Below are 24186 nucleotides of genomic sequence, written 5' to 3'. Positions count from 1 at the left end.
TGCCCCGGCGGCCGGTCCCTGTTCGACCCGCCGCCGGCGACCGGTTCTCCGCGACCGGGCTCCGTCGGTCTCCATGCTGGGCCGGACAGGAAATGCCCGCTGAACCCTGTGGATCAGCGGGCCGTTGTGGACAACCGGGTCACCCGAACGAGACCCCTCTGCGGGCCGCGGAGCCGCCCGCCCGGCCGGCCCGCCCGGCTCCGACCCCCGGTCTCGTCGGCCCCGACACCGTCGCGTACTGCTCCTGCACCTCCCTGTACCGCATGAGCTCCGCCGCGACGGGATCGAGCACCCTGGCCCGCCCGCAGGAGGCGGCCGCCTCCTGCAGCCGCCGCTGCGCGTCCTGCCCGTACCGCCGCGCCGGCCCTCTGGAGGCTGCTGCGCACGCCCACTCCACCAGCGGCCCGCCCACGATTCCGGCGAGCATCACCAGCACCGGCGGCAGCAGTCCCGGTTCCAGAACGCCGACGATCTGACCCACCAGCCACAGCGCGCCATAGATCTGAAGCAGCGTCATCGCCGCCTGCGTCAGCACCGCGGCCGGCCACCAGGCGGGCCGCTGCGGCTTCCCATTGGTCGCCGCCGCCTCACGCACCGCCAGTTCGTCCAGCGCCTCCGGAAGCCCTTCAGCCCCGCGCACCGCGGCCTCCCGGACAGCCTGGGCCCAGGGCGCAGGCAGCCCGTTCGCCGCCTCGTCCGCGACCGTACGCACGGCCTGTTCGACCCGCTGGCGGGCCGTCAGTTCCTCCTCCGCCGGTGCCGGCGGCTGCAGCAGCGCGGCGCTGGGCATCCGGGTGCGCTCGTACCAGCGCCACAGCCTCAGCCACGGCGTACCGCATGCCCTCCCCGCGTTCCTGAACCACTCGCGTTCCGCCGCCTCACCGGCGGCCGTGGCACCGACCGCCTCCGCCAACCGCGCCGAGAAGTCGTCGCGCGCCCGTTCCCCGAGGCCGGTGTTGCCTCCTGCGACGTACACCGAGCGCAGTTTGGCCGCCGCGGCGTCGACGTCCGCGCACAGCCGGAGCGCGGGCGCACTGCGGTCCTGTACGAACGCACCGATCATCTCCCGCAGTTCGCCTACGCCCTCCCCGGTGAGCGCCGACAGCGGCAGCACGGTGGCGCCCGGCTCGCCGTGTTCGCCGAGCGCCATGCCGTCCTCGTCGAGCAGCCGCCGCAGATCGTCGAGTACCTGGTCGGCCGCCTCGCCCGGCAGCCTGTCCACCTGGTTGAGCACCACGAAGGTCACCTCGGCATGCCCGGCAAGCGGCCGCAGATAGCGCTCGTGCAGGGCGGCGTCGGCGTACTTCTCCGGGTCCACGACCCAGATCACCGCGTCCACCAGTGCCAGTACCCGGTCCACCTGCTCCCGGTGCCGTACCAGCGCCGAGTCGTGGTCGGGCAGATCGACCAGGACGAGCCCGTGCAGCTGCTCGTCGCCGTCGCCGCCCGCCAGCGGCTTGCGCCGCAGCCGCCCGGGAATCGACAGCCGGTCCAGCAGGCCCGCCGCCCCGTCGGACCAGACGCAGGCGATGGGTGCCGCCGTTGTCGGCCTGCGCAGCCCGGTCTCGGAGATGCGAACCCCGGCGAGCGCGTTGAAGAGCGTCGACTTGCCGCTGCCGGTCGCGCCCGCGATGGCGACGACGGTGTGCCGCGAGGACAGCCGCTGACGGGCGGCCGCCTCGTCGAGCACCCGCCCGGCCTCGGTGAGGGTGTGTCCGTCCAGCCGGGTCCGGGAGAGGCCGAGCAGTTCACGCAAGGCGTCGAGCCGTACGCGCAGCGGTCCGACATAAGGACCCCCGACCGGAAGCTCCTCCTCCACCACGAGGTCCTCGTGCTCCTCCGCGCGGTCCTCCTCCGTGCCGCCGTCGTCACGCGGGTCCGCGCGCCGCGCGATGAAACCGTCTGCCCAGCGGTCGCCGCCCGCTTCCCCTGCGCCGCCGTCGGCCTCACCCGCGGACCCGACGCCCGCGACGGTGTTCGTCCCATCGGCCGCAGGCGCTCGGTCCCCCGCCTCGGCCCCACCGGCCGCGCCGCTCCCGGCCGGGTTCTCGTCATCCGTGATGGCGGTCATGCGCGGTCACTTCTCCTTCTGCAGTAGGGACAGCGCGGCGATCAGTTCGGCCTGCGGCTCGGGGGCCACCTCGAGCGCGTCGAGGGGCGCCAGCCGCCGGTCACGCTCGCTGTGCAGTACGCCGTCGATGTACGTCGTCACCAGCTCGCCGCCCTTGTCGCGCAGCCGCAGCGCACCCTGAGCCCCGATCCGCTCGGCCAGCCGCTCCCCCGCGCCCCGTGCCCGCCGACCGCCTAGCAGAGCGGTCGCCACCAGGGCGGCCAGCGTCTCGGGGTCGGGCGCCGCATTGCGCTCGATGCCCCGGGCCTCCTCCTCGGCAAGCTCCTCGAGCTCGCGCCGCCAGCGGCGTACGGCCATCCCGATGCGCTCCCCGGCCTCCAGATCGAGCCGGCCCTGCGCGGTGACGCCTGCCGATGCGGGCTCGTGCCGCCAGGCCTCCTGGATGTGTTCGTCGGCGGCGGCCACGGCACACTGCAACAGCGCTGCCAGACCGGCGACGAGGGAGTCCAGCAGCTCGGCCGCGGAGCTGTCGCGCGGATAGCCACGCCAGCGGGTCCGCGCGTCCCCGGAGAGCACCGCACCGGCCTTCAGCTGCCGGCGCACCCGCTCGGCCTCGCGCTCGCAGGCGTCCTCGACCGCGCTCCGCAGCCGTACGGCCGCCGCGTACTGCGCCGCCACCGCGCTTGCGAGCCCCGGCATCCGCGCGTTCAGGGAATCGATCACTCCGCCCGCCGTGCGCACCACGGCCTGCTGCCGGGCCGCCGGGTCCTGCACCCGGTGCGCCAGCCAGGAGTACAGCGGCGCGATGGCGTTGACCGGCAGAAGCCCCTTGCCGCCACCCGCCGACTCGGGCAGCTCCGGAATCGTGAACCGCGGTACGTCTCCCAGCCCGGCCTTGGTCAACAGCGCCGCGTACTGCCGCGACACCTCCCCGATCACCTGGTGCGGCACCCGGTCCAGCACGGTCACGAGCATCGCGTCGTACTCCTTGGCCGTACGCAGCAGATGCCACGGCACGGCGTCGGCGTAACGGGACGCGGTGGTGACCATCACCCACACGTCGGCGGCGCACATCAACTCGGCGGCCAGGAGGCGGTTCTCGACGACGAGCGAATCGATGTCGGGGGCGTCGAGGAGGGCGAGCCCGCGGGGCAGGGAGGAGGCGGTCTCCACGCGCAGGGTGTCCTGCTCGGCCTCTGCCTTCCCCTTCGCGCCGCGCATACCGGCCGGCTCCCGCTCGCCTCGCCGTGCCCGCAGCCGCTCCGCGGCGCTCTCGGTCTCGTCCTGCACGGGCAGCCATACGCGCGTCAGATACGGCAGCACACGCTTCCCGGCGAACCAGTGGTGATCGTCGGGATGGCACACGAGGACGGGCGTACGCGTGGTGGGCCGCAGAACGCCCGCCTCACTGACCCGGCGTCCCACAAGGGAGTTGACGAGGGTGGACTTCCCGGCACCGGTCGATCCGCCGATGACGACGAGCAGCGGGGCTTCAGGCTCTTTGAGACGGGGCACCAGATAGTCGTCGAGCTGAGCGAGCAGCTCGTCCCGCGTCTGTCTGGCCCGTGGCGCACCGGGAATCGGAAGGGGAAGACGCACGGCGGCGACACGGTCGCGCAGGGCGGAAAGTGCGTCGATGAGCTGAGGCCGTGCATCCAAGGTCACCACATGCGAAGAATGCCCAATTTTGGCGGCTTTTTGAAGCGTATTGCCATCTCTGCGCGCCGATCGGACAGACGGGACACACGGGATGAGTGGGACGCAGGCATAACGAGTGCACAACACCCGGGGCGCGAGGCGTCAAAAGCGGTGCATGAATCGCACCTGCCTGCGATTATCGGTTCGCTTCACGTAACCTCCACATCGTGCCACGCAGGTGAAGCAACCAGGCCAAGGCGATCGGAGCCCTATCCTTGTCCCGGCAAGGTCACGGACAACCCGACTGGGGCTCCAGGCCACCGAGGCCACGATCCGGCCCCCGTAGCTCAGTGGATAGAGCAGGCGCCTTCTAAGCGCTTGGCCGCAGGTTCGAGTCCTGCCGGGGGCGCACAGCCCGCATCAAGATCGGCCCTCCTCCTGGGAGGGCCTTTTTGCTGGTCAGGGGCACTCTAGCGGGGCGGGGGTAGCGCGGACGTAAGCGCCGGAACGGCCTCAGTGATCACGAGGACGGTCCGGCGATGTCCGGCTGATACCGGGTTTCTGCGGGTGGCCCTGTCGAATACGTGTCGAAGTTTTCGGGGGGTGGCTCAGCGATCTTCCGTCAGGTCGGGGAGGTCTCCCCCGGCCTCGATCCGCTTCTGGTGATCCCTGAGCTGACCGGAGATGCACCGGGCGTACGTGGCGAGCAGGACGGGCACGCTGTTGCCTGCCCACTCGGCGACCCGCGCCGGCGGGACCCCATTGTTGAGCCACGTCGTCAGGCATGTGTGGCGGAGGTCGTAAACGCGCTTACCGAGGGGCGAGGCGAATTCCTCGGGCAGTAGGACTTCCTTTCGAGCGGTCCGCCAGGCGCGGCGGAAGACCGAGCCGGACAGGATGTCCCCGTTCTCCCCTGGGAAAAGCAGGTCTCCAGGCTTCAGTGCCTCTGCCTCAATGTGGTCGCGAAGGATGCGAGTGAGCGCCGGTCGACAGGGCACCACGCGGGTGTCGTCCTTGGCCTGCCCTTCAGTCCGCGCTCTTCGTGGACTCCGGTGTCGGTCCACCGCTTCCCCACCTCAGGCTGCGCGGTGTGGATCAGCAGCTCGCCCACTGGTCTTCCTCGCCCTCGCCAGGTAGCCGTGCGTCCAGGACCCGCATGGCGACGGCCTCCTCCGGCCGCGGTCCCGTGTAGGACAGCGTGGCGAGGAAGGCGTGTGCAGCCGCCGGCCACCACCCTGGCCGACGCATCACGGGCCCCTTCGGGCCACGGCCCAAGGTGGGTGTCTCTCACCAGTAGTTGACCGTCCACGGCGCGGCAGAGCGCGGCCCGTCCGACGGGCCGCCGCTCCTGTCATCGCAGCCACGCGCCCTATGAGTGGGCGAAGTCCTGGGTGAGTTGCGACCCTTCCGGGACAACACACCAAGGCCCCGATCAGCGCTTGAAGGCGTCCTTCGTCTTCTCCTTGGCCTGACGAACGTCACCCTTCGCCTGCTCGGCGCGGCCCTTGGCCGTCATTCCCTCGTTGCCTACCGCGCGGCCCGCGGTCTCCTTGACCTTGCCCTTGACGTGTTCGACCTTGGCCTTGGCCTTCTCGTCCTTGGCCACAGCACTCACATCCCCGCTCGCTCGAAACTCAATGGGTAAGTTGCACCTCACCCATAAATGGTTTCTTAAACGCATATCGCCTGCGGAGTTCCAGCCGACCTCCAAGCCCGCTGCTCTGACCCGGCCGCTGCCGGGAGGCGTAGGTGCGGGTCAAGCCGAGACCCGGGTTTACCCCGCGTCAAGGCGGGGAGCCGTGAGAAGAGAGGGGGGTCACCCGTCACCGGAGGACGTCATGATCATCCTCGGAGTCATTCTGCTCATCATCGGCCTCTTGGCCGGCATCGGCATTCTCTGGACCATCGGGATAATCCTGGTCGCGATCGGAGTTCTGCTGTGGATTCTGGGAGCGGTAGGCCACGCGGTCGGCGGACGACGGCACTACTGGTAACCGCGGCGCCTCCCTCAGGGCATTCGGCGAAGCATGCCGGCGACGCCCTCCCCACCTCCCCACACCGCATCGGTCGCCGGCAGGGATCGCCTTTGCACCGCGTTTCTGACCGTTGCTTCGGCTCTTCCCAAGCGATCGCGCAGGGCAGGCGCCGTCGCAGACGTGATGTGGACCGCCTGATTCCGACGGCGTCGCTTACCGGGTGTCTCCTTCCGGTCTTCGACAGCGGGCTCGGTTCCCGTGAACGACGCGACCGACCAGGCACGGCATGCGCGCCCTCGGGGCTCAGCCCCTGACTCGCTCGTTGTCCAGCGTCGATCCGGCGTCGCGCTGTGTCGGGACTGCTGAGAGCGCTCGCACCGCCATACCCGCCCGGTGTCCGTCGGCCGCCGTGCACAGCGCACGGGCAGCCTCGTTGAAGCGGACGACGGACGGCGGGTCGGAGGGGCCCAGAAGGTGCAGCTTGAGCTCGCTGCGGGCCTCCGCGTAGGCGTCCTTCTCGGGGTGACGCACGGACTCCAGCAGGGCCGGTATGCCGGAGGCGTCCGAAGCGAGGACGGCACCTGCCCGGACTGTGGGGAAGGTGTCGCGGAAGTCCTGCTCAAGAAGGCCGCTGGTGTTGGCGACGGCGTAGGGCTTCTCGCTCGCCAGATAGTCGGAGATGACGCTGGAGACATCGCTGACCAGCAGGTCGGCCACATTGAAGCAGGCGTAGACGGTCGGCCCCGCCCCGACGACGATCCGGTGCTCCCACCCTGGGAACGAGGCCCAGTACGCGGCCTCCCAGGCGGCGGTCGCGGCGGCCACAGCCTCGGCCCGACCGGGTTCGGGGACCGTCTGGAGCAGCATCCGCTCCGCGTCGTCCGCGCTCGCCCGGAACGAGGATGTGGTCAGTCGGTCGAGTTCGGCGGTCCGGTGGGCCAGTTCCACCGCTGCGAAGGGTGCGGGTCCCTCATCGGGGTGTTCCGCGGCACGGAGGGAGTTCGCGGCGCGGATCATCTCCTGGATCCGGGCGTCCGCGGCTCCCGCCCGGGGATCGACCGAGCCGGTCAACGGGTGCGGCTTGTACAGGAGCCGGACTCCCGCATCGGCCAGGAGGGAGCGGACGATGTTCTCGCCGGCCTCGATGATCGAGGTGTTGCCCGGGTTGCCGTCCCACCCCTCCCATGTGGGGGCGTAGAGAACCGTGGTGTACGGGCCCGCGGGCGGACCGGCATACGGCTCGATCGCGTCCAGCTGCGGGCGTCCGATCTCGACGACGTCCCTGTCGTCGATACCCACGTCCGCCAGGGCGTACCGCTGGCGCCCCGCGGGACCGGCCACCCACACCTCGTCGTACGCCTTCGCGTACGGATTGCAGCTGGACAGTTTGTCGCTCTCGCCGTGGTTGACGAACGCGTGCTTGATGGTGGGGATCCGCAGCACCTGCGAGGTCTTCCCCGAGTTCGACGGATGGATCAGCATCTTCAGCGTCGAGTGCTCGAGCCTCATCAGGTCGGCGACCTTCGGCAGACACACGATCGGGATGTCGGTGGACGCGATCTTCCTCACCATGAAGCGCTCACGCAGCACGATCAGCGGACGGCCCTCCAGCCGGGCCAGCGGCTCCAGCCACATGTTCGCCTGATAGGCCGAGCTCGCGCCGCCGGAGAAGTACATGCCCACCGTCGGCTGGTACTCCGCGAGCCAGGCCTCGAACCACTCCAGCGCCTCCTCGCTCGTCACCGGCCTGCGCCCCGGCAGCAGCCGCAGCAGCAGCATGCCGACGGCCACCACCGCGAAGGCGGCGGACAGGGCGATTCCCGCGGCGGCCCACCAGGCCGAGCCGGTCGCCATGGTGGCCAGCAGGCCGGCTGTCGAGGGCAGACCGAACGTGAGGAGCCGCTGCCCGGAGCGATGCATCAGCAGCGCCGAGGGAGCGGGGCTCAGCCGCAGTGGCGTGGCGTCGATGTTCCGGGACACCACGGGCAGGGTGCGGGTGCGGCGTACGAGGATCGCAAGGGCCTGGCATGCGGAATGCAGGGCGTAGAAGAGCAGCAGACCGCAGAGGAGACCCAGGTATTTCGTCTCGTAGTCCTGTTCCTCGATGCGGATCAGGCCGGTCACCAGCAGAAGGTCCCGGACGACTTGGCGCACGAACACGGTCGCGTGCAGCTTCCCGAGGGCAGTGGCCGTGTTGCGCTGCCACCGGTGCAGGGCGATGTCCGTCGCCAGCCCGGCAACGGTGGAGGCCATGAGCAGGAGAACGCTGGGGAGAAGGGCGCCTACCGCCTGACCGGCGAACGACAGGGCGAGCACCGTGGGCAGGAGAAGGCGTGCCGCTGCGGTTCGCAACCGAGCGGGCAAGGGCGATGCTGACACTTCACGGGCTCCAGGCAACTCAACATCCTCGCGCACGGACCAGCTGACAGGCGCGATCAGACGGCCGCGGGCCGGGAGCCGATGCATACGGATGTTCTCTCTTGAAGAAGGCGCTCGGACTTTACCTGCAAGTTGGCCGAAATTTACCTGCTAGGTGGCCGAATTCACCTTCGTTGCCACATCCTCGGCCCTGAGGGCGGGCTGGAACGGAGGGGCGGGGCGGTTCCCAGCCGCTTCGAAGCCGGCCGTGCCGGCCTCAGCGACACGTCGGTACGAGCGAACACGATCCCCCCGTCGAACGTGATGGGTGTTCCTCGCTGCCGATCCCTCGGCGGGGCGAGGTAGCGGTTGCGCAAGCGCCGGAACGCTCTCGGTGATCACGAGGGTGGTCCGGCGCCGTCCGGCTGATGTCAGGTTTCTGCGGGTGGCCGCCCGACTCCCGTGCCCGGCCTTGATCCACTCTGCTGAAGAGGGAGGCCGGTTTCAGGAGAGCCAGTCGGTGTAGTGGGTGGGGGCGATGCGGGCATCGCTTCGGGCCGTGAGGACGTCGCCATGGACGGCGGCGAACATGCCGGCGGAGTCGTCGCTGACGACAGAGCGCCCGTCACGCTTGGCGCTAACGGTCAGCCGTCCGAGTTCGTCGAGGGGATAGACGTCAGGGCCTGCGATGTTGAGCACGCCGTTCAGCGGGGAGCCCGCGGCGACTTCGGCGACGATGCCGGCGACGTCCGCGGCGGCGATCGGCTGGAGTGGCGTGCGCGGCAGCCGGACGGTGTCCCCTTCGGCGGTCCAGGACAGGACCGCGTCCATGAACTCCATGAACTGCGTGGCGCGGACGATGGAGTACGGAATCGGCCCGGCCTTGAGGATGTCTTCCTGGAGCGCCTTCGCCCGGTAGTAGTCCAGGTCGGGCACCTGGTCCACGCCGACGATCGACAGGATGACGAAATGCCCGACCCCGGCCTTCGCGCCGGCCGCAAGAAGGTTGTCCATCGAAGTCCGGAAGAAGGCGGGCGAGGCGTCGTCGAAGGTGGGGGAGTTCGTCAGGTTGACGACGACGTCGGCACCCTCAACGGCTGCCTCCAGGCCCTGACCGGTGATGACGTCCACGCCCGTGGACAGGGCGTGCGGTACGGCTTGATGCCCGGCCGCACTCAGGTTCTCCACGACCTGCGCCCCGATCAGCCCGGTTCCGCCGAGGACTGCGAACTTCATGGCATGCCCCTTCTCTCGATGCTTGATGCCCGATATGGACCTTATGCGGAATATGCCCACCTACCCCTGTGTTCGTCCGCGCACGACCGGACTGCACCGGTCCACTCACCGCCTCGCCGTGGCACGTCGCGCCGGCCGCGGTCGTGGGCGCAGTAGGGAACTTTCCGGCGGCCGCCTGCTGCGCGGCTGAAATACACGCACGAAACTTCGCATGAGGATGCCGTTGGGCCGCCGCAGACCAGCAGGGCCGATTTTCGAGTTCATAAAGCCCGGCGAAATCGGCGCGATACGGGACATGAATGAGTCGAGTCTGCCTCGAAAGTCTCCTGATCCGCCGCCACCGTCCGCGTCGACCCGAGCGGTGGCGTCAAGTGACGGAAAAGTCTGGCGATTCGCTCGCAAGGAGATCAACCTGCGCAAGAATTGAACAGCAGCGCACCCCGGCGTACAAATAGAGCAGTATGAAGCTAATGTGACAACCCTATAAGCCATCATTACCTTAAATGCGCTCTGTTGGTGTCGGCATCCATCGGATTGAATCGAATCAGGCGAGACGGACCGCACGGATCGTTCGATCCGCCGGCGCTTCGCAACGGATGACCGGCCTTGGGTCAGGACCGGCTGACCATCCGCGTGAGCGCGGCCCGTTCCCGCCGTGCGATGCCGCACGGGTTCGTGAGACCTCACTCGCCTGTCACAGCCGGTCCCGCTGTGCGCGCTCGATGCGCTGTGGCGGCGCACCGGTTCCATTCCCGGCTTCACATCCCGACGGAGACGCCCGGGACATGCCGTGCAGCCGCGGACTCGTAACCAGTCACGGTCAGCCGCACGACTCCTGCCACGGGAGCACAACGAGCGCAAGGAGACCCGCCATGGCAACTCTCACCTCGCTGACACCCACCCAGAGCCACAACGGAATCACCCTCACCCTCACCGGCACAGGCCTGTCGGGCACGACCAAGGTGAACTTCGGAACGAAGAAGATCAACCCGCCACCGTCGGCGCCACCACCGTCACCGTCGTCATCCCGGTGCTGTGCAGCGGTCAGGTCAACGTCAGCGTCACCGCGGGAACTTCAACCAGCAATTCGCTCTCGTTCTTCTACATCGACCCCCCGGTGCCTACTGCTCTCAGCGCCAACACCGGCCCGGCGGCCGCCACTTCCGTGAGCATCCTCGGAACCGGCCTGCTGACCGCGACCGGGGTGACGTTCGGTGCCGTGGGCGCCGGCACCGGGCTGGCGGTCGTGTCGGACAGCCAGCTGACCGTCACCTGCCCCGCGCACGGCGCCTTCGGCGGTGCCAGCTTCGACACGGTGGACTGCACCGTGACCACCGCCGGTGGTACCAGCATCTCGCTCGGCGCCCCCACCCAGTACACCTACTACGACGTCCCGACCGTCACCAGCCTGGCTCCTACATCAGGGGCGGTCGGTACGGACACCACCGTCACCACGCCGGGCGGCACCAGCACGCCCGGGCGGGGAACCGCGTACTACACGTACCTCGCGGCTCCGGCCGTCGGCAGTCTCAACCCCTCATCAGGCCCTGCCCTCGGCGGGACCACCGTCACCATCACCGGCAGCGGCCTGACCTACGCCGAGGAAGTGGGCTTCGGGAGCGTTCCGGTACCGTTCACCGCGGTCTCCGACACGCAGATCATCGCCGTCGCCCCCGGAGGGGTGCCGGGCCCGGTGACAGTTGTCGTGAGCACCCCGGCCGGCACCACCTCGGGCATCCCCTACCAGTACGTCACCTGAACCACGGCCCCGTGGCGCCGCGGTCACCCCCGGCTGCACGAAGGCACCCCGTGCGCCGCATACGGCCCTAGCTGCGGAGGAAATTCAGCAGGTCCGCGTTGAACTCCTTCTCGTAGTCGCCGACCAGGCCGTGCGGCGCTCCCGAGTAGACCTTGAGCGTCGCGTCCTTGACGAGTTGGGCCGATTTCTGTGCCGAGGCCACGATGGGGACGATCTGGTCGTCGTCGCCGTGCGCGATGAAGGTGGGTACGTCGATGCGCTTCAGGTCCTCGGTGAAGTCCTGCTCCGAGAATTGCTCGATGCATTCGTAAGCACCCTTGAGCCCGACCTGCATGCTCCACATCCAAAAAGCGCGGCGTGCCCCGTCGCTGCCTTTGGCGCCAGGGCGGTTGAAGCCGTAGAACGGTTCCGCCAGATCCCAGTAGAACTGGGAGCGGTCGCCGGTGACGCCGTCGCGGATGGCATCGAAGGCGTCGATGGGCAGGCCCTCCGGATTGGCATCCGTCTTGAGCATCAGCGGAGGTACGGCGCCCAGCAGGACCGCCTTCGCGACGCGGCCTGTGCCGTGCCGGCCGATGTAGCGGGCCACTTCGCCGCCGCCGGTGGAGTGGCCGACCAGAACCGCGTCCCGCAGATCCAGGCTTTCGATCAGCTGGGAAAGGTCGTCGGCATAGGTGTCCATGTGGTTGCCGTTCCATGGCTGGCTCGAGCGGCCGTGTCCACGGCGATCGTGAGCGATTGCGCGGTAGCCACTCTCCGCGACCAGACGCAACTGGTTGTCCCAGGCATCGCCGTTGAGCGGCCAGCCATGGCTGAACACGACCGGTTGCCCGTTGCCCCAGTCCTTGTAGAAGATCTCGGTGCCGTCATCGGTGGTGATGGTGCCCATGCTGCTGGTCCTCCGTCCAACTGCGTGGATGCCGGTCGCTCGACAGCCCGTCGCCGGCGTGGTCGCCTGTGCGCTCCGCAGATTCCGCCGACCGCGATGAGCCGCGACGGAGACGTCCCCTTCTCCCGACCGTAGAGCGGAAGACTCCGGGTCGCCACATGTACCAGGCCCATGAAGATCCTTGAGCCGGCCGGAGACGCAGCGGGCGTAGCGGCCGGAACGGATCAGCCGGCCGAGCAGCGCGTGTCAACGAGTGCTCCAGGCCGGGCGAAAGGCCCGCAGGACGGCTCGGCCCCGCCTCGTGCTGACGTCCAACTCCCGCACCACCGTGTGAAACTGCCTCGCGGACCGCCCAAAGACCCCCGCATGAGCGGCTCTGGCGCGCGTACGGCCTACTGCCGGCTGCGAGCCTCCTCACAACGCCAGGACGATGGCGGCCCCGATGCCCCCCGCGCCCAGGGCGAAGGCGGCCGGACGCCACCCGCCGTCCCGCCAGGGGAAGCGCACGTCGAGCGAGAGGCGGCCCGGGCCCACGGCAGCGACCGTGAGCGCGACGACTGCAATGGTCATCGGGTATTCGAAGGCGCCGCCCACAGCCAACAGTCCCTCGTCGGAGGCCAGCGCCATGGCATTGATCATCACCCCGATCAGGGCTGCCGAGGCGAGCGGGGTGAGCAGTCCAAGAGCCAGTCCCAGGCCGCCGAGGAGTTCGGAGATCCCTGCCAGACCGGCGAAGAAGACTCCGGGTTCGTAGCCCAGGCCGGCGAAGCCCTGCCCTGCGGCGTCCAAGCCCGGCCCGCCGAACCACCCGAACAGCTTCTGGGCACCATGGCCGGCCATGATCACGCCAAAGGTCACTCGCAGGAGGAGCAGACCGGCGTCGGCAGCGCTCACCGGGGGCGGCCTGGATCCCGTGGCAGGGGCGGCCGAGTGACGAGGACCTTCGAGCGGCAGTTTCATCGTGGAATCACCTCTTGCGAGCCGCCGGCCCAGGACGCCGGTGCAGGCTGCCCGGGCCACCGGTGCGATCAGGTGGAGCGGTTGTCGAGGCTTGCGCGCCGCGCGTGCACGGGGACACGTGCACAAGGAGACGAGCGCCCCGGTCATGGACCGGTACGGCCGGTGGCCTCCCGGCGAGCCGGATGTGCCCGCGGGGGAACGCGCTGTGACCGCTCGCGCGTACGGGGAGAAACGGCCCGCTCACGGCCCCTTCACCACCGATACTCCCTCCCCGGCAGGGGGACCGTCCACCAGGGATCACCGGCCTGCCGGGACCGTGGGCGCAGAGCGCTCACCGGACGTCGGGGCTCGAGGGCGTGCCCCGGGTGCCCGACGTTCCTTCGCTCCACTCGGCGCTACTGCGCTCCGGCCTTCTTCGGACCGGTCCGTCCACGGGTTGCGGCGCGCAGAGCCACGGCTCCCGCCAGTTCGACGACGCCGATCAGGACGAGCCAGAGTCCGAGCAGCCGTGCCAGCGCGACCGCGGACTGCGCGGGGAAGGCGAGGACCACGATCCCCGCGATGACCCCGACGGCCCCGAGAGCGAAGGCCACCCCCCGGTGCGCCAGGCCGCGGTCCTCGATGGCGATGAACGCGGTGAGGAGACCCGAGACCAGCCAGAACGCTCCGACGATCAGTGACAGTGCGGCAATCGTCTGCATGGGATGCCGCAGACACAGCACGCCTGCCAGCACGGCCACGATCGCGATGAGCACCCCGGGCATCCTGCTTCCGTTGCGCCCCCGGCCTCTGGAGAAGGCGGTCACGAACCGGAAGACGCCGGTGACCAGCAGTTGCAGTCCGACCACGACGGCCAGCACGTGCAGTGTCTCGTCCGGCCAGACCAGCACCAGGATGCCCGGCAGGAGTGTCGCCAGGGCGAGGCCGAGTGCCCAGCCCCACGAAGCCCCCAGGTCACCGAGGATTTCCTGAGGGTCCCTGCCGAAGACGTCGCCGGGGTCGGGCGGCTCGTATCCCGCCGTCGGACCGGGCGATGGACCAGGCGTTGTTCCCATGGCTCCTCCCACGTCGCTCCCAAGGCAGTGTCCGGTGGGACACAGGGCCGGGGGATCACCCGGACAGGGTGATGTCACGCGGGGCACCGGTCGCGAGGGGCGCAGGGATCAGGCCTGCCGCAGCTCCGCCGCACCGAACGAGACGTCGAAGCGGTCGCACCAGATGCTGACGCTGGTGAAGTCGGCCGGTTTGATGTCCGACGGAAGGGCGTAGTTCTGGTCGCCCTTGTTGCCCTTGAGCTTGCCGAGGCTGACGTACTTCCCGTCATCGAACACGTGCCAGCCGTCCCGGCCCTCCTTCACCGGCGCGTCGGTCAGCAGAACGCGCAGGTCAGGGCCATTGCTGGTGTCGAGGTTCTCCAGGCGCAGGGTGTAGGAGCCGTCGGCCAGGCGCAGGAGCTTCACCGTGCCGGACGTCGAGTGCTCGTGGCTGATCAGCTCGCCGCTCGCCAGCGTCTGCGGCGTCGCGGGCGACGGGGAAGCCTCCCCGGACGGGGACGCGGACGGGTCGGAAGGCGAGGACGGCGCCGCCGCCGTCGGCAGCGCCTCACGGACCGTCTCGTCCTGCCACAGCTTCCACGGCTGGAACCAGTACAGACCCGCACCCGCCGCCACCAGGAGCACCGCCAGCGTCCCGAGGACCAAGGGCCTGGTCAGTACCGTACGCACGCGTCCCATCACTGCCTCCTGAGTCTCTGTCTCCCTGTGCACATTCAACGGCTTCGAAGGGTCCCGAACGTCCCGCAGGAGATGACGAAAGCCTTACGGCGGCGCCGCGTCCCCCGGCCGCCCGCACCGTCGCACTACGCTCCCCGGCATGACTTCGCCCTCTGTGCCCTCTTTGAGTGCAATGTTCATCAACTGCACCCTCAAGCGCTCACCGGAGATCAGCAACACCGATGGCCTCATCGACAGGAGCCGGGCCCTGCTGGAGGCGGGCGGCGTCTCCACCGAGCTCGTCCGGGCCGTCGACCATGACATCGCCACCGGGGTGTGGCCTGACATGACCGAGCACGGCTGGAGCGTCGACGCATGGCCCGCGCTCTACGAGCGGGTCATGGCGGCCGACATCCTGGTGCTCGCGGGCCCCATCTGGCTGGGTGACAACAGCTCGGTGATGAAGCAGGTCATCGAGCGGCTGTACGCGTGCTCGTCGCTCCTCAACGACCGTGGCCAGTACGCCTATTACGGACGGGTGGGCGGCTGTCTGATCACCGGCAACGAGGACGGCGTCAAGCACTGCGCCTCGAACGTCCTCTACAGCCTCCAGCACCTCGGCTACACCATCCCCCCGCAGGCCGACGCGGGGTGGATCGGTGAGGCAGGCCCCGGCCCTTCGTATCTGGACCCGGGGTCCGGCGGGCCGGAGAACGACTTCACCAACCGCAACACCACGTTCATGTCGTGGAACCTGATCCATCTGGCCACCATGCTCAAGCGCGCCGGCGGCATCCCGGCCCATGGCAACCAGCGCTCGGAGTGGGACGCCGGCTGCCGCTTCGACTTCCCCAACCCCGAGCACCGTTGAGGCTTCTCATCGGTCGTGGTGGCGGGCGGACGAGTTCTCCGCCGGCGGGTCCGTACGGCCGCTGTCCGGTCACCGTCCCGGCAGCGCGGCACAGACGAGGAGGACGAAGGCGGCGGCCGCGAGCAGGGTGCGGTACAGGTGAAGCCGGTTCCACGGGGCTTCGAACGCCGTGCGCACCTCGCTGTCGGGCGCGGGCGGCGTGGCCTTCTCGGACGCGGCGAGTGCGTTGTTCAGCGGAATGTTGCCGGTGATGGTGACGAGGTGGTTGAGAGCCGCGCACACCAGGCCCGCGAGGACCAGCCATGTCCCGGTGCCGGTGCGGCCGTCGACCGGGACGGCGAGCGCCGCGGCCGGGAACGCCACCTCGGCGAGGAAGACGACGAGGAAGATGCCGCGCGGCACGGTCTCGTTGAGCCGGCGCATCGCCGGCACGAACTGTTCGTCCGTCAGCCGGGCGAGCCCGGGCATGATGCCGGTCAGGAAGATCAGCATGAAGCCCGCGTACAGGCCGGTGGACACCACTGCGAGGGCGAGCAGAAGGGTGGGCATGGGCCACATCATGACGCCCCCGGCCGGACGGCGCAGCGTGATTCTGTCCCGGTGGCGTGGCCGCGGGCGCCTCGGCCGACACGGGGGGTGGGAACCGCGCCCACCCCCCGCTCGCTCAGTCCTTCAGGCGCTGCGCCTGCCCGATCGCCTCGGCCAGTTCGGCCACCGCGCTGTCCTCGGTCGACTTCGCCAGGGCCCGTGCCCGGTCCTCCAGCTGACCGAGGCTCGGGGCGCCCGGCAGGTCGCCGCCACGCAGGGCCTCGGCGAAGTAGGCGGCGACGGCGGTGATCTGGAAACGCTTGGAGGAGCCGCTCCACAGGGCGCCGTCGATCGCATCCGTCTCCACGGTGCCCGTCCGCTCGTGCGGCGCCCGGGTCCTCGGGTCGAGCCAGCGCACGGTCGCCGTGGCGACATGACCGCTCGCACCGTCCCGGAGCCGTACCGCGTACAGCGCGGTCACGGTGTGGCCGGGGCCGATCTCGCCGCCGTCCACGCGGTCGTTGCGGAAGTCGTCGTCCGCGACCGCGCGGTTCTCGTAGCCGATGAGCCGGAACTGCTTGACCGTCTGCGGGTCGAAGGCGACCTGCGCCTTGGCGTCACGGGCGCGCAGTTCGACATGGCTGGGCAGCTGCTGGACGAAGACCTTCCGGGCCTCCTCGCTGGTGGAGACATATGTGGTGTGGCCGTCGCCCTTGTCGGCGAGGGTCTCCATCAGCTCGTCGCCGTAGTCGCTGCCGACGCCGACCCCGAAGAGCGTGATGCCGTGCTCGCGACGGGCGTCGTCGATGCGGTCGAGGATCGCGTCGGCCTCGGTCTCGCCGGTGTTGGCGAGCGCGTCGGACAGCAGCACGACACGGTTGGTGGCGCCGCGCCGCTTGCCCTCGACGGCCTCGTCGTACCCGGTGGTGACACCGGCCTCGACATTGGTCGAGTCGGTCGGCTCCAGCTCGTCGATGACGGAGTGGATACGGTCGCGGTTGCCGTCGAGCCGGGTCATCGGCAGCCGGGTCTCGGCCTCGTCGCTGAAGGTGACCACGGCGATCGAGTCGTCGTCGCGCAGCTCGTCGGTGAGGACGCCGAGCGACTCCTTGACCAGGTCGAGCCGGCCGGGCTCGGCCATCGAGCCGGAGACGTCGATCACGAAGGTGAGTGCGGCGGGCGGGCGTTCGCCCCTGCGTTCGGCGGTACGGGTGGCCAGGCCCACACGCACCAGCGACCACTCCTCGCCGCCCGAGTCGTCGATCTCGCCCTCCGTGCTGCGCGGGCGCGCCCCGTCGACGCTCACCGAGAAGCCGTCGCCCTCGGGGCGCGCGTAGTCCTGGCGGAAGCTGTTGATGAACTCCTCCGGCCGGACCTCGTCCCGGGCAGGAAGGGAGCCGTCCTTGAGGGTGCGCCGGGCGTAGTTGTACGAGGCGGTGTCCACGTCGAGTGCGAACGTGGAGAGATAGTCGGCGGGCGGCGCGATCTCGCGGGACTCCTCGTCCGCGGCGCCGTCCCTCGATTCCTGCGGCGCGCCGTTGCCGCCGTCGGGTACGACCGGGGCGGGTGCGCCGTCCTTTGCCTTCCGGCCGCCGCCGTCGTAGGAGGCCGACCGGTCGCTCTGGCTCCCGCCGCACGCCGCCGTCAGCATGATGCCGCCGGCGAGCAGCGCCGCCAGCGCTCCCCTGCCCACTCGTGTATGGAATTCCATCTCGACTCCCCCTGCATCGTCGGCACTTGTGAATGTGACGTGCGAGACGGCCGGAAGGAGCAGACGAAGGGGTTGCGGAAGCGTCTCGATGCGGCAACGGCAGGAGGGTTTCGACCGGATTACCGCTGATTGTCCTACGACACGATGTCCTTGCGGCTGAAATTCCGGAAGGCGAGCGCGAACAGCACCAGTGCGTAGGTCACCGACACCGCCGCTCCCTTCACCATCCCGGTCCACTCCAGCTGCGGTTGCAGTGCATCGATCCAGGCGAACTGCCAGTGCGCGGGAAGCACTTCGCGCCAGCCGCCCAGCGCCGTGACCGCGTCCAGCACATTGCCGATGATCGTCAGTCCGACCGCCCCGCCGACCGCGCCCAGCGGGGCATCGGTCTTGGTGGAGAGCCAGAACGCGAGCCCCGCCGTGACCAGTTGGGACACGAAGACGAAGCCCACGACCAGTGCGAGCCGCGGCAGGGTGCCACCGGTGTCCAGTGAGCCGCCGGTGGGCAGCTGCAGCGGCCCCCAGCCGTACGCGACCGTGCCCGCGGCCAGCGCCACCAGCGGCAGCAGCAGCATCGCCGCGGCGCTGAACCCGAGCGCCACGGCGAGCTTGGACCACAGCAGCCGGGTGCGCGGCACGGGCGCGGCCAGCAGATAGCGCAGCGACGACCAGCTGGCCTCCGAGGCGACCGTGTCGCCGTGGAACAGCGCCACCGGCACCACCAGCAGGAAGCCCGCCGAGACGAACAGGCAGGTGGCGGCGAAGTTGGCGCCGGACGCGGTGGCCGTGTCCATCAGGCTCACCCGCCCGTTGTCCCGCCCGTCCGGTGTGCCGCCGATCGCGAACGCGGCGATCAGCACGAGGGGCAGTGCGGCCAGGACGGCACCCATCACCAGCGTCCGGCGGCGCTTCAGCTGCCGTACCGCCTCCACCCGCAGGGGCAGGGTGTGCCGGGCCCGGTAGCCGGGGGCGGAATCGACGAGCGCGCTCATGCGGAGCCTCCGATCAGGGTGAGGAACGCGTCCTCCAGGCGGCGGTGCGGCCCGACGCCCGTCAGCGGTACCTCCAGGCGCACCAGTTCGGCGATCAGCGCGGTGGCGCTGCTGCCGTCGAGCCGTACGAGCAGTCCCCCGTCCGTACGGGCCGCCGAGCCGACACCGGGCAGCGCGGCGACCTTCTCGACGAGGGGCTCGGACACCTCGCCCTCGGTGGTGACGAGCAGGGTGTCGCTCTCGCCGGTGATCTCGGCGACCGGTCCCGCCTGCACCAGACGGCCGCGGTCCATGACGACCAGGTGTGTGCAGGACTGTTCGACCTCCGACAGGAGGTGGCTGGAGACGATGACGGTCCGGCCGCCGGCCGCGTACCGGATCATCACGTCCCGCATCTCGCGGATCTGTGGCGGGTCGAGACCGTTGGTCGGCTCGTCGAGGATCAGCAGGTCCGGCAGGCCGAGCATGGCCTGGGCGATGGCCAGGCGCTGCCGCATGCCCTGCGAGTAGGTGCGCACGGCCCGGGCGAGCGCGTCGCCGAGACCGGCGATCTCCAGGGCCTCCTCGAAGTGCGCGTCGCCCGCGGGGCGGCCTGTGGCCTGCCAGTACAGCTCCAGGTTGTCGCGCCCGGACAGATGCGGCAGGAAGCCCGCGCCCTCGACGAACGCGCCGACCCGCGACAGCACGGGTGCACCGGGCCGGATGGCGTGGCCGAAGACGCGGATCTCGCCGTCGTCGGGCCGGATGAGGCCCATCAGCATGCGCAGGGTGGTGGTCTTGCCGGCGCCGTTGGGGCCGAGCAGGCCGAGCACCTGGCCCTTCTCGACCCGGAAGGACAGGTCCCGTACGGCGTACCGCTCGGCGGACCTGGCGTAGCGCTTGCTCAGTCCGGTGATCTCCAGCGGCACGTCGGCGCGCTCGGGGTCGGGGGCCGGGGCGATCGCGCGGCGGCGGGAGGTGAACAGCAGCCCCGCCGCCACGAGCGCGCCCGCGGCCGGCAGGCCCCACACCCACCAGGGCAGCACGGCGGCCTGAGTGCGTACGGCCGGTGCGGTGGGCACGGTCAGCGCACCGCCTCCGGCGAGGGCGGCGGTGTACGTGGCGGGCTCGGCCGGAGAGGCGTAGCCCAGGTCGGTGGCGGACAGGACCAGACGCAGCCGGTGGCCGGCGTCGACCTCGTGGTCCACGGCCGGCAGGGTCAGTTCGACCTTCTTGGCCTTGCGGGCGCCCTCGATCCGCACCGGGGCGACGAGCTGGGCGGGCAGTACCTGGCTGCGGCCGTCGGGCCCGACGTCGTACACCTTGCCGAACAGCACCGCCTCCCCCGTGGACGAGCTCACCTCGACCGTGACGGTCGGCGATCCGGTGATGCGGGTGGAGCGGGTCAGCGGCGCGGAGTCGAAGCGCGCGAACTGGCCGGGGAAGTCGAGGGAGATCCCCAACCCGAGCGAGGACAGCCGGCCGGCGCCGCCGCTCAGGCCGGGGACGGCGGAGATGGCAGGCGGGGTGGCGCCGGCCGGGTTGGCGAAGGTCTGGGAGGTTCCGGTGAGCGCGATCTGCTCGGTGCCGTCGGACAGGCCCGGGTAACGGTCGGCACTCGCGCCGCGCAACAGCGCCTGGCCGTCGGTGGAGTCGACGCCTCCGGTCCGGCTGACGCGGAAGGCGGGCCCGGTGCCGGTTCCCTTGTCCTGCTTCAGGTAGCGGTCGAACCAGGTGCCGATCCGGGCCTCGACGCGCCCGCGCTCGCGGTCCCCGCCGTCGTGGCCGCCGGCGATCCAGTCGACGGCGACGGGTGCGCCGTTGGCACTGATGGCCTTGGCCATGGCGTCGGCGTGCGGGAGCGGGAAGAGCGAGTCGGACTGGCCCTGCACGATGAGCGCGGGCACCTTGATGCGGTCGCCGACGGCGGAGGGGCTGCGGCTCTCGAGCAGCGCGCGGGCTTCGGCGTCGGGCTTCCCGGCGACGGCGACGCGCTCGTACATGGCGCACAGGGCGGGCTGGAAGCGGCCGCAGCCGGTGGGGTCGGCGGGCTGCCCGGTGGCGGGCCGCGACGCGCGGGAACCGGACCCGTCGCCCGCGGCCTCACCGGCAGCGGGCGCGTCGCCCGCCGGAGCCTTCGCCGGCGGGTCCGACGCGCCCCGTCCGCCCGCCGGGTCGGTCGAGGCGGTCGTGCCGGTCGAGAAGAAGATCCCGGCCCACAGCTTCTTGAACACGTCGTCGGGGAACAGCGCGTCCGCGAGGTTCCAGTACGTGATCTGCGGCGCGACCGCGTCGACGCGCTTGTCGTACGCCGCGCCGAGCAGCGAGATCGCCCCGCCGTACGACACTCCTGTCATCCCGACCCGTGGATCGCCGTTCCCGTCCAGCTGCACCTCGGGCCGCTTCGCCAGCCAGTCGATCAGCCGGGAGACGTCCTTGACCTCGTGGTCGGGATCGTTCAGCCCGATCTGTCCTGTGGACCGGCCGAAGCCGCGCGCGGACCAGGTCAGCACCGCGTACCCGTCGCGGGCGAGCTGTTCGGCCTGCGCGCGTACGTCCTCCTTGCTGCCGCCGAAGCCGTGCCCGAGCAGCACGGCGGGGCGGCGGCCCTGCGCATCGCCCGCGGTGAAGTACGAGGTGTCGATCTTCGCCCCGGGCATGTCCTGCACCCGGTCCTCGCGGTGCACGGCGGGTGCGCCGTCGTCGGCGACCGCGGTCCAGGTGCCTGCGCCGGCGAGGACCGCGACGGCGGCGACGCCCGCGAGCCATCGGCCGCGCGGCCGGGGAAGTCGGATCTGCATGACTGAACCCTAAGCGGCGCCGCCGCACGGTCTCGGCTGCCGCCGGGCGGAACTGCGGAGCCTCCTCGGGTAGTACGCACTGGCGTCGCCGTACACCAGACGCGGTACACGGGAGATGAGGAAGCGGGGCCTGCATGGACATCCGGCGTGCGACGACGGTGGACGAGCTGATCGCGGCGGAGCATCTTTACGACGGGCCGGCCAGGCCGGAGTGGGTCGAGCGTTTTCTCGCCGCCGACGGGCATCTGATGCTGATCGCGTACGTGGACGGCGCACCGGCCGGGATGGTCTCGGGCATCGAGATGCTCCATCCCGACAAGGGCACGGAGATGTGTCTGTACGAGCTGTCGGTGGACGGGCCGTTCCGCGGGCGGGGCATCGGCCGGGCGCGGACGCAGGCGCTGGTGGAGGTCGCGCGGGAGCGCGGTTGTTACGACGTCCGGGTCGGCGTCGACACGGACAACGAGGCGGCGCTCGCGACGTACCGGTCGGCGGGGGCGAGGGACGACGGAATCTTCACCATGCACACATGGGATCTGACGGCGGACTGACGGGTCCAGCCCCCGAGGCCAACTCTCCCTGGATCATGGGGAGTTCATCATCTCCGCAATCACCGATTCCTTTGTCATGCACTCGTCTTGTGTCCTAGGTCACAGCACGAGACCCTGTTCGGCGCAACGGCACCACCTGGCACGATGCACGCTCCTTGTCCGTGATCGGTCAACGAAAGGTCAGGTGCACGAGATGAGAGTCTCTGCCCGCCGCATCGGGACGCTGATACCCGCAGTCGTCCTTGCGGCAGGTCTCCAGTTCGCCGTTTCCCCCACCGCGCAGAGCGCGACGATCGGCGATCTTCGTCTCGCCCCCACTGCAACCGCCATCCAGAACAGCTGGATCGTCGTCCTGAAGGACGGCAGCACGCGCGCCGCCGATCTGGGCGTCACGCCGAAGCACACCTACCGCAATGCCCTGAAGGGCTTCTCCACATCGATGTCGGCGGCCAAGGCGCGGGCCCTAGCGGCAGATCCGCGTGTGGCATACGTCGAGCAGAACGCCACGGTCCGGATCAGCGAGACCCAGACCAACGCCACCTGGGGCATCGACCGCATCGACCAGCGCAACCTGCCGCTGTCGAAGACGTACACGTACAACACACCCGCGTCGAACGTGAACGCCTACATCATCGACACCGGAATCCGTACCTCTCACAGCGAGTTCGGCGGGCGCGCGAGCGTCGGCACGGACACGGTGGGCGGCGGCCACAACGGCCAGGACTGCCAGGGCCACGGCACACATGTCGCGGGCACGGTCGGCGGCAGGACGTACGGCGTCGCCAAGGGCGTCAACCTGATCGCCGTACGCGTCCTGGACTGCAACGGCTCCGGCACGAACGCCGGCGTCATCGCGGGCGTCGACTGGGTGACCGCCAACGCCAAGAAGCCGGCCGTCGCCAACATGAGCCTGGGCGGCAGCGCCAACACGGCCCTGGACAACGCGGTGAAGAAGTCCATCGCGTCGGGCGTCAGTTACGCCATCGCGGCGGGCAACGGCAACATCCTGGGCTGGCCCGTCAACGCGTGCAACTACTCGCCCGCCCGCGTCCCCGAGGCGATCACGGTCGGCGCGACTGACAACACGGACCGGCGCGCGTCGTTCTCCAACTACGGCACCTGTCTCGACCTGTTCGCACCGGGCGTGAGCATCACCTCGGCGTGGAAGGACAACGACACCGCGACGAACACCATCTCCGGCACCTCGATGGCCACGCCGCACACGGCCGGTGTCGCCGCGCTGTATCTGGCGGCCCACCCGGCCGCGACCCCGGCCCAGGTCAGGGACGCGCTGGTGAACAACGCAACCAGCGGCAAGGTCGTGGACCCGCGTACGGGCTCCCCGAACAAGCTGCTGCACTCGCTGTTCTAGCCCTCCGTTCCGGCCAGGCCCTGTTCGGGCCTGGCCGGAACGTTTCGGCTTCCCCCGTCACCCGTCCCCGGCGAACTCCCTCTCGAGCGTCTCCAGCGAGGGCGGCTTCCGGTACGCGCGGTGAGGCGAGGGCTCAGGTGCCTTCGCCGGGAGTCCCGCCTCCGCCAGGCAGCCCAGCTTCCCGGCCATCGCCCGCGCCGCGGAGTGGAGCATGACCATGTGGGCATGTCTCCGCTCGGCGTCCGACAGTTTCACCGACGGGTCCCTGCTGTCGGGCTCGAGTACGCCCGCCACCACCGGAGGACCGTTCTTCCGAAGGCCCCTGGAGCACCGGAAGGCGATGAACGCCTGCTCGTCGCTGCTGTCGGCGTAGAGCCCCAAGGGGTAGTACGAATCGTCCGGATCCAGCGCCGGCGGCCATACGACTCCCGTGTCGACATGCACGAACTCGATCCGGAAGAGCGGGTCCTGTGCACTCTGCTCCGCGGTGTGCACGGTGCAGATCGTGCTGCGGGACGTGCTGGTGTCGGCGTGGCCGCGCAGTCGGGTGACCGCCTTGTCCAAGGGGAGGACCGACTCCTGGTACCGGTCGGCCGTGCTGATCCTGCCCAGAGCGTCCCGGGCGTCGGCGGAGAACGACGCGTCGCACACCTTCGCAGCCGGTACCCCGTCGTCCCGCTCCTCCTTCCCGGCCGTGCACGACGCGACGGCCATCGCCACGCACAGCGCGAGGGCGAGCGAGGGCCGGCGCCGGGTGAGCACGCGCGCCCGTCGCATGGTGA

20 protein-coding genes and 1 tRNA gene are annotated in these 24186 nt (G+C 70.2%); 6 read left to right on the top strand and 15 right to left on the bottom strand.

Translation table 11 applies throughout. From position 1 onward, the window contains the following. Positions 1–139 precede the first annotated feature (139 nt). Together OHS70_RS24380 and OHS70_RS24375 are read right to left on the bottom strand one after the other, a co-directional pair. Complete coding sequence (locus OHS70_RS24380) at positions 140–2071, bottom strand: YfjP family GTPase (RefSeq protein WP_328400488.1); 1932 nt, start codon at positions 2069–2071, stop codon at positions 140–142. A 6-nt stretch (positions 2072–2077) separates the two neighbouring features. Next, a complete protein-coding gene (locus tag OHS70_RS24375; protein ID WP_328405870.1) occupies positions 2078–3730 on the bottom strand; it encodes a dynamin family protein in 1653 nt (550 codons plus the stop codon). A 315-nt stretch (positions 3731–4045) separates the two neighbouring features. Here OHS70_RS24375 and OHS70_RS24370 point away from each other — a divergent pair. After that, a tRNA-Arg gene (locus tag OHS70_RS24370) sits at positions 4046–4118 on the top strand. Positions 4119–4804: 686 nt separating this feature from the next. Here the strand turns inward: OHS70_RS24370 and OHS70_RS24365 are convergent. Together OHS70_RS24365 and OHS70_RS24360 are read right to left on the bottom strand one after the other, a co-directional pair. Next, positions 4805–4957 (bottom strand): hypothetical protein, encoded by a 153-nt coding sequence (locus tag OHS70_RS24365; protein WP_328400487.1) that lies wholly within the window; start codon positions 4955–4957, stop codon positions 4805–4807. Positions 4958–5141: 184 nt separating this feature from the next. Then, positions 5142–5315 carry a CsbD family protein gene (locus OHS70_RS24360; protein WP_328405869.1) on the bottom strand — a complete coding sequence of 58 codons (174 nt, stop codon included), beginning with the start codon at positions 5313–5315 and terminating at the stop codon, positions 5142–5144. A 232-nt stretch (positions 5316–5547) separates the two neighbouring features. Here OHS70_RS24360 and OHS70_RS24355 point away from each other — a divergent pair, with 232 nt between their 5' ends. Next, positions 5548–5703, top strand: coding sequence for a DUF6131 family protein (locus OHS70_RS24355; RefSeq protein ID WP_328400485.1), 156 nt, complete (start codon positions 5548–5550; stop codon positions 5701–5703). A 285-nt stretch (positions 5704–5988) separates the two neighbouring features. Here the strand turns inward: OHS70_RS24355 and OHS70_RS24350 are convergent, their stop codons facing one another. Both OHS70_RS24350 and OHS70_RS24345 read right to left on the bottom strand, forming a co-directional pair. Further along, positions 5989–7938: a hypothetical protein gene (locus OHS70_RS24350; RefSeq protein ID WP_443062648.1), complete on the bottom strand. Its 1950-nt coding sequence runs from the start codon at positions 7936–7938 to the stop codon at positions 5989–5991. A gap of 609 nt (positions 7939–8547) precedes the next feature. Further along, positions 8548–9279, bottom strand: a complete 732-nt coding sequence (locus tag OHS70_RS24345; protein ID WP_328400483.1) for an SDR family oxidoreductase — start codon at positions 9277–9279, stop codon at positions 8548–8550. 1117 nt (positions 9280–10396) lie between these two features. On the opposite strand from OHS70_RS24345, the gene OHS70_RS24340 reads away from it, so the two are divergent. After that, positions 10397–11038 (top strand): IPT/TIG domain-containing protein, encoded by a 642-nt coding sequence (locus tag OHS70_RS24340; protein ID WP_328400481.1) that lies wholly within the window; start codon positions 10397–10399, stop codon positions 11036–11038. 67 nt (positions 11039–11105) lie between these two features. On the opposite strand, the gene OHS70_RS24335 is transcribed toward OHS70_RS24340, so the two are convergent. The 4 genes from OHS70_RS24335 to OHS70_RS24320 form a co-directional block, all read right to left on the bottom strand. Further along, positions 11106–11927: an alpha/beta fold hydrolase gene (locus OHS70_RS24335; RefSeq protein WP_328400479.1), complete on the bottom strand. Its 822-nt coding sequence runs from the start codon at positions 11925–11927 to the stop codon at positions 11106–11108. A 414-nt stretch (positions 11928–12341) separates the two neighbouring features. After that, positions 12342–12887 carry a DoxX family protein gene (locus OHS70_RS24330; RefSeq protein WP_328400477.1) on the bottom strand — a complete coding sequence of 182 codons (546 nt, stop codon included), beginning with the start codon at positions 12885–12887 and terminating at the stop codon, positions 12342–12344. Positions 12888–13282: 395 nt separating this feature from the next. Then, on the bottom strand, positions 13283–13942 hold the full coding sequence (locus OHS70_RS24325) for an HdeD family acid-resistance protein (RefSeq protein WP_328400475.1): 660 nt from the start codon (positions 13940–13942) through the stop codon (positions 13283–13285). Between the two features lie 108 nt (positions 13943–14050). Then, on the bottom strand, positions 14051–14620 hold the full coding sequence (locus OHS70_RS24320) for a DM13 domain-containing protein (RefSeq protein ID WP_328400473.1): 570 nt from the start codon (positions 14618–14620) through the stop codon (positions 14051–14053). 139 nt (positions 14621–14759) lie between these two features. On the opposite strand from OHS70_RS24320, the gene OHS70_RS24315 reads away from it, so the two are divergent. Beyond that, positions 14760–15470, top strand: coding sequence for a flavodoxin family protein (locus tag OHS70_RS24315; RefSeq protein ID WP_328400471.1), 711 nt, complete (start codon positions 14760–14762; stop codon positions 15468–15470). A 69-nt stretch (positions 15471–15539) separates the two neighbouring features. Here the strand turns inward: OHS70_RS24315 and OHS70_RS24310 are convergent, their stop codons facing one another. The 4 genes from OHS70_RS24310 to OHS70_RS24295 form a co-directional block, all read right to left on the bottom strand. Next, positions 15540–16019 (bottom strand): anthrone oxygenase family protein, encoded by a 480-nt coding sequence (locus OHS70_RS24310; RefSeq protein WP_328400469.1) that lies wholly within the window; start codon positions 16017–16019, stop codon positions 15540–15542. Positions 16020–16134: 115 nt separating this feature from the next. After that, complete coding sequence (locus tag OHS70_RS24305) at positions 16135–17709, bottom strand: vWA domain-containing protein (protein ID WP_328400467.1); 1575 nt, start codon at positions 17707–17709, stop codon at positions 16135–16137. Between the two features lie 134 nt (positions 17710–17843). Continuing rightward, positions 17844–18701: an ABC transporter permease gene (locus OHS70_RS24300; RefSeq protein ID WP_328400465.1), complete on the bottom strand. Its 858-nt coding sequence runs from the start codon at positions 18699–18701 to the stop codon at positions 17844–17846. Further along, entirely contained in the window at positions 18698–21481 is a 2784-nt protein-coding gene (locus tag OHS70_RS24295; RefSeq protein ID WP_328400463.1) for an alpha/beta fold hydrolase, read from the bottom strand. The genes OHS70_RS24300 and OHS70_RS24295 overlap by 4 nt, the downstream gene beginning before the upstream one ends. A 134-nt stretch (positions 21482–21615) precedes the next feature. Here OHS70_RS24295 and OHS70_RS24290 point away from each other — a divergent pair, with 134 nt between their 5' ends. Both OHS70_RS24290 and OHS70_RS24285 read left to right on the top strand, forming a co-directional pair. Continuing rightward, positions 21616–22032: a GNAT family N-acetyltransferase gene (locus OHS70_RS24290; RefSeq protein ID WP_328400461.1), complete on the top strand. Its 417-nt coding sequence runs from the start codon at positions 21616–21618 to the stop codon at positions 22030–22032. A gap of 193 nt (positions 22033–22225) precedes the next feature. Beyond that, positions 22226–23404, top strand: a complete 1179-nt coding sequence (locus tag OHS70_RS24285) for a S8 family serine peptidase (RefSeq protein WP_443062647.1) — start codon at positions 22226–22228, stop codon at positions 23402–23404. Positions 23405–23461: 57 nt separating this feature from the next. Here OHS70_RS24285 and OHS70_RS24280 read toward each other — a convergent pair whose 3' ends face one another. Next, on the bottom strand, positions 23462–24181 hold the full coding sequence (locus tag OHS70_RS24280) for a hypothetical protein (RefSeq protein ID WP_328400457.1): 720 nt from the start codon (positions 24179–24181) through the stop codon (positions 23462–23464). Positions 24182–24186: the final 5 nt, after the last annotated feature.

Origin of the sequence: Streptomyces sp. NBC_00390 (genome assembly GCF_036057275.1) — a bacterium.
In the GTDB taxonomy this organism is placed as follows: Bacteria; Actinomycetota; Actinomycetes; order Streptomycetales; family Streptomycetaceae; genus Streptomyces.
The sequence above is the reverse complement of the archived record's forward strand: the minus strand, read 5'-3'. Positions and strand labels throughout refer to the sequence as shown.